The following is a 4,815-nucleotide window of genomic DNA, read 5'->3' on the forward strand; positions in this document are numbered from 1 at the left end:
AGCAGGAGGTCCACCATGGACGACACCAGGCTGGTCGTGGTCACCGGGGCGACAGGGCGCCAGGGCGGCTCGGTCGCACGTCACCTGCTCGCGGCCGGCTGGCGGGTGCGAGCGCTGACCCGCGACCCCTCGTCACCCGCGGCGGGGCGGCTCGCCTCGGCGGGTGCCGAGGTGGTGCGCGGGGACGTGGCGTCCGCCGACTCGCTGCGCCCCGCCTTCGCGGGCGCGTACGGGGTGTTCAGCGTCCAGAACCCGATGACCAGCGGCCTCGACGAGGAGGTCCAGCAGGGCCGCGCGGTCGGTGACGCCGCGGCTTCGAAGGGCGTGCGGCACGTCGTGTACGCCTCGGCGGGGCCGGGTGTGCCGGGAACCGGTGTGCGGCAGTGGGAGAACAAACTGGAGGTCCAGGCCCACCTGAAGTCGCTGGGCCTGCCGCTGACCGTCCTGCGGCCGATGGCGTTCATGGAACTGATGTCCGACAAGGACTTCTACCCGGCCGTGTCCATGTGGCACCTGATGCCGAAGCTGATCGGCGCGGACCGGCCGTTGCTCTGGTTCTCGGCCGACGACGTCGGCGCCGTGGCGGCCAGGGTGTTCGCGGAGCCGGACCGGTTCGTGGGTGCGGATCTGCCGCTGTGCGCGGACGTGCGAAGCGTCGACGAGTGCCGTGCGCTCTGGCGGGAGACTCGTGGTCGTGCGCCGCGGGGTTTCCCGATGCCGGTCTGGATGTTCCACAGGTTCGTCGGCGACGACCTGACGAGGATGTGGCGATGGCTGCGCACGCATCCCGTCGCGTACGACCTCGACGCCACGAGGGCGATCGTGCCGTCCGCACGCACAGTTCGCGAGTGGCTGGTGCAGCGAACCTACCCGTAGTAAGTTCGGCCTCATGACGCCGGACGCTTCCGCTCACATCGACGTTGCCGCCTCACCGCAGCGGGTGTTCGAGCTGGTCAGCGACCTCCGTGGGCTCAGCCGATGCGCCGAGGAGTACTCCGGCGGCAAGTGGCTGAACGCCGCCGGCCCGCGGGTCGGTGCGCGGTTCCGCGGCGTCAACAAGCGCGGCTGGCGGATCTGGCCGACGACCTCCACGGTGACCGACTGCTCCGCGACGAGGTTCGCGTTCGAGGTGAAGTCGCTGGGGATGGCCGTGTCGCGCTGGCAGTACGACATCGAGGAGACCGGCGAGGGCTGCCGCATCACCGAGTCGACGTGGGACCGCAGGCCAGGCTGGTACGTGCCGATCACGCGGCTGGCGACCGGTGTGGGCAACCGCGCCGTGACGAACCAGCGCAACATCGAGGCGACGCTGCAGCGGCTGAAGCGCGCTGTCGAGTCCGTCTGACAACCAGACAGAACCACTCGTCGAGGAGGAACTGGCCACCTGTCCGGCGGCTCACGCGGACAACGCTTACGGCGACTGCAAGAACGTCACCGCGCACGGCCAACGCCTGCACGAACTGATTCTGCGGATTGTGGGCAATGACGCGGTGCTGCAGTCCTTTTCGAAGATCCGCTGCCATCTGATGGCGTGGACCCGGCTGCTCGACCGGATGTAGGCGCAGTGGGCTTTCGCCGGCGGTGCGGACCACCGCTCCCACTGGTATCACCCGCGAAATCGCTCGCCCACTCCCGAAACCGAGTCTGACCAGCAAGATCACCACGGCCGCGAAAACCTTAAAGGCATTTAAAAACAACAAGGTCCAGGCCGTTTTGAACCCCGTCCGTGACCTCCCCGTAGTCATCGGTACAACACCGTTCGACCCCCCGAGGAGACACAGAATGGGCGCTCGACACCGCAAGCCCGCCATGATCGGCGCGGGCGCCGTGCTGGCGATCGCTGCTGTCGCCGGTGGCATCTTCGCCTTCAGCGGCACCAACTCGAACGCGGCTGAGGACTGCGGCGGGCTGGACACCGCCCTGCAGAACAACCTGAACTTCATCGCCGGTCAGCAGGCGAACCCCGACGCGCAGTCGGACGCTCGCATCCAGAACCGCCAGCAGGTCGTGAGCCTCATCAACCAACGGCGTGCGGCGGCCGGATGCGGCAACAACGTCCAGGCCAAGCCCGAAGCCGGGCAGGCCGCCACGTCCGGTGAGGACTGCGGCGGGCTGGACAAGGCGTTGCAGAACAACCTGAGCTTCATCGCGGGCCAGAAGTCCAGCCCGGACTCGCAGTCCGAGGCGCGCATCGCGAACCGGCGGGCCGTGGTCGACCTCATCCAGCAGCGACGCAAGGCGGCGGGCTGCAAGGGTGACGGTGGCGCGGCCGAGGCCGGCCAGGGCAACGCGAACCAGGGCAACGCCGGCAACCAGCCCACCGCCCAGCCCACCGCCCAGCCGACCCAGCAGCCCGACGCGAACCAGGGCAACGGCAACGGCGCTGCCGGCCAGCAGGTCTGCAACGGCTCGACCGTCACGCTGTCCGGTGAGGGTGGAGCCCCCGCCGCGTCCAGCGGCACGTTCCCGATCGGCACCACGCTCAAGGTGACGAACCTCGACAACAACAAGTCGACGACCGTCAAGGTGGCGTCGGCCTCCGGCAGCTGTGCGCTGCTGAACAACGCGGCCTTCGAACAGGTCCGCGAGCCGGGCAAGTTCCTGATCCGCAACGCGCGGATCGAGAAGATCGGCTGATCTGTCCACATCGGACAGCGCGTCACGACGGCCGGGTGTTCCCTTCAAGGCGCGGGGGAACACCCGGCTGTTGCGCGGTCACCGGGAATAGTCTGGTCAGGCGTCCGCCAGTGGTGAAACCTTGGGCGTCGTGACGGAGAAAGCAACGGCGCCATCTGTCCTGCGGAACGTGGCCTTCCTGCGGTTGTGGACCGGCACGACCGTGTCGGGACTCGCGATGTGGGCCCTGCCGTTCGTGCTCGGCCTGGCCGTTCTCGAACGGTCGATCACCGCCGTCGAGCTCGGCGTCGTCCTCGCCACCAGAACCGTCGGTTTCCTGGTGGCGGTACCCGTGGCCGGTGTGCTCGCCGATCGTCACGCACGGCGCACCGTGGTCTTCTGGTCGTGCCTCACCGGCGCGGTCATGACACCCGTGATCGCGCTCGGCATGGGCAGGTCGCTGGTGCTCATGGCCGCCGCGGCCGCGATCGTCGGTGCCGGTCAGGGCGGCTGCCGGCCCGCGTTCCAGGCGATGGTGGCCGAGGTGGTGCCCGAGTCGGGGCGGCAGCAGGCCAACGCGGCGACGACCGTCGCCATCAGGGTGACCACCCTGGCCGCCCCGAGCCTCACCGCTCTCGCCGCCCTCCTGCTCGACGCCCAGGCGCTGCTGATCATCACCGCCGTGCTCTGGCTGGTCGCCGCGTTCGTTGTCCCCAAGGGCACCAGGGCACCGGATCGCGCCACCGCCCAGGTCAGCTTCGCGGCCGACTTCCTCGAAGGCCTGAACGAGGCGCGCCGGCATCCGTGGCTGCTCTCCGGACTCGGCGCGCTGACCGCGATGGTCGCCTTCGGCTACTCCGCCACGGCCGTCCTGCTGCCGGTGGTGAGCCGCGACCGCTACGACACGGAGGCGGTGCTGGTGGCCGCCACGACCGCGTACACCCTCGGTGCGCTCGCGGGAGCCGCGCTGATGGGCCGCTGGCGCCCGAAGACGCCGGGATGGGCCGCACTGGCCGGAATGGCCTGCTACGGCCTGGTCCCGCTGGCCTTGCTGCTGCCGGTGCACTGGGTCGTGCTGATCGCCGTGTACGTCGTCGGCGGTATCGGGATCGAGCTGTTCAACATCCCGTGGTTCACCGCGATCCAGCGGGAGGTCGAGCCGGGCAAGCTCGCCCGCGTCTCCTCGCTCGACTTCCTGCTCTCCTTCGGCCTCTCGCCGGTCGCCCTGGCCTTCATCGCACCGGCCATCGACCACTTCGGGGCCGGCGTCGTGCTGGGCGGCTGCGCGCTCATCTGCTTCGCCGCCCCCGCGGCCGCCGCACTGGTCCCCAGCTCCAGGGGCTTCACCAGGTCCAGCTGAAGCCGCGCACGCCTGGCTGCACGTCCAGCGCCACGTCCAGCAACGTGTGGCCGGGCGCCACCGCGGACCCGTCCGCGAGCTGGACCACGGAACGGGGAGCGGTGCCCTCGAACGTCACCTCCAGCACGTACTCCCGTGTCGGCAGCCGGAACTTGCGCTCGTAGTTCGTCGCGGGTGGACACGGGTCCTGGTTCACCAGCTCGTGCTCGATCACGACGCTCTCGCCCTTGCGCAACGGCCGCTCGAACAGCAGCTCCGCGACCAGCAGCCCCTCGGCCGGCTCGCGGACCACCTGGCCGACCGTGCAGTTCTTGAGGGCGCTGACCAGTGGCAACGGCCGGTCGTGGTCGTCGATGTGCATGATCACGACCCACCGGTCCGGCCCGGTCATCGACGCCGACAGCACCTGCCGCGACCGGAAGACCCGCTCGGTGCGGTCGGCCCCGATCGTCACGAAGTCCTGCTGGCTCACGCGCAGGAGCTGGTCGTCCCACTGCGTGTCGAGGCCGTTCAGCGCGTGCTCGACGGGCGTCTGCGGGGACCAGAACGCGGACATCGGCGCCGGGGCGTTGCGCAGCCAGCGGCCACGCGGACGCGGCGGCCCCAGCAGTTCCGACAGGTGGCCCGGCGGCAGTTGCAGGATGTGTTCCAGGTGGACGACGGCCTGCAGCGACTTCTGCCGCTCGGGGCGGCTGCGACCCGTCTGCCAGTAGCTCAGCGTCGCCATCGAGACGGACACGCCGTTCTGGGAGAGGTGCTCACGCAGGCGCTCCAGACCGAGACCGCGATTCGTGATCGCCGTCCGGAGCGCCTGCGCGAACTCGTCCACGCTGGTCACG

Annotated in this window: 5 protein-coding genes; 4 read left to right on the top strand and 1 reads right to left on the bottom strand. The window is 69.9% G+C overall.

Translation table 11 applies throughout. From position 1 onward, the window contains the following. Window positions 1–15: 15 nt before the first annotated feature. From LX88_RS16310 to LX88_RS16325, 4 genes are all read left to right on the top strand, one after another. A complete protein-coding gene (locus LX88_RS16310; protein ID WP_258948625.1) occupies window positions 16–876 on the top strand; it encodes an NmrA/HSCARG family protein in 861 nt (286 codons plus the stop codon). A gap of 13 nt (window positions 877–889) precedes the next feature. Continuing rightward, complete coding sequence (locus LX88_RS16315) at window positions 890–1,345, top strand: SRPBCC family protein (RefSeq protein WP_258948626.1); 456 nt, start codon at window positions 890–892, stop codon at window positions 1,343–1,345. 437 nt (window positions 1,346–1,782) lie between these two features. Beyond that, entirely contained in the window at window positions 1,783–2,637 is an 855-nt protein-coding gene (locus LX88_RS16320; protein WP_258948627.1) for an SCO2207 family protein, read from the top strand. Window positions 2,638–2,767: 130 nt separating this feature from the next. Beyond that, window positions 2,768–3,976, top strand: coding sequence for an MFS transporter (locus tag LX88_RS16325; RefSeq protein ID WP_258948628.1), 1,209 nt, complete (start codon window positions 2,768–2,770; stop codon window positions 3,974–3,976). Here the strand turns inward: LX88_RS16325 and LX88_RS16330 are convergent. Beyond that, complete coding sequence (locus LX88_RS16330) at window positions 3,960–4,805, bottom strand: XRE family transcriptional regulator (RefSeq protein WP_245982484.1); 846 nt, start codon at window positions 4,803–4,805, stop codon at window positions 3,960–3,962. The genes LX88_RS16325 and LX88_RS16330 overlap by 17 nt on opposite strands. Window positions 4,806–4,815: the final 10 nt, after the last annotated feature.

Source organism: Lentzea californiensis (genome assembly GCF_024648825.1).
Classification (GTDB): domain Bacteria; phylum Actinomycetota; class Actinomycetes; order Mycobacteriales; family Pseudonocardiaceae; genus Lentzea; species Lentzea californiensis.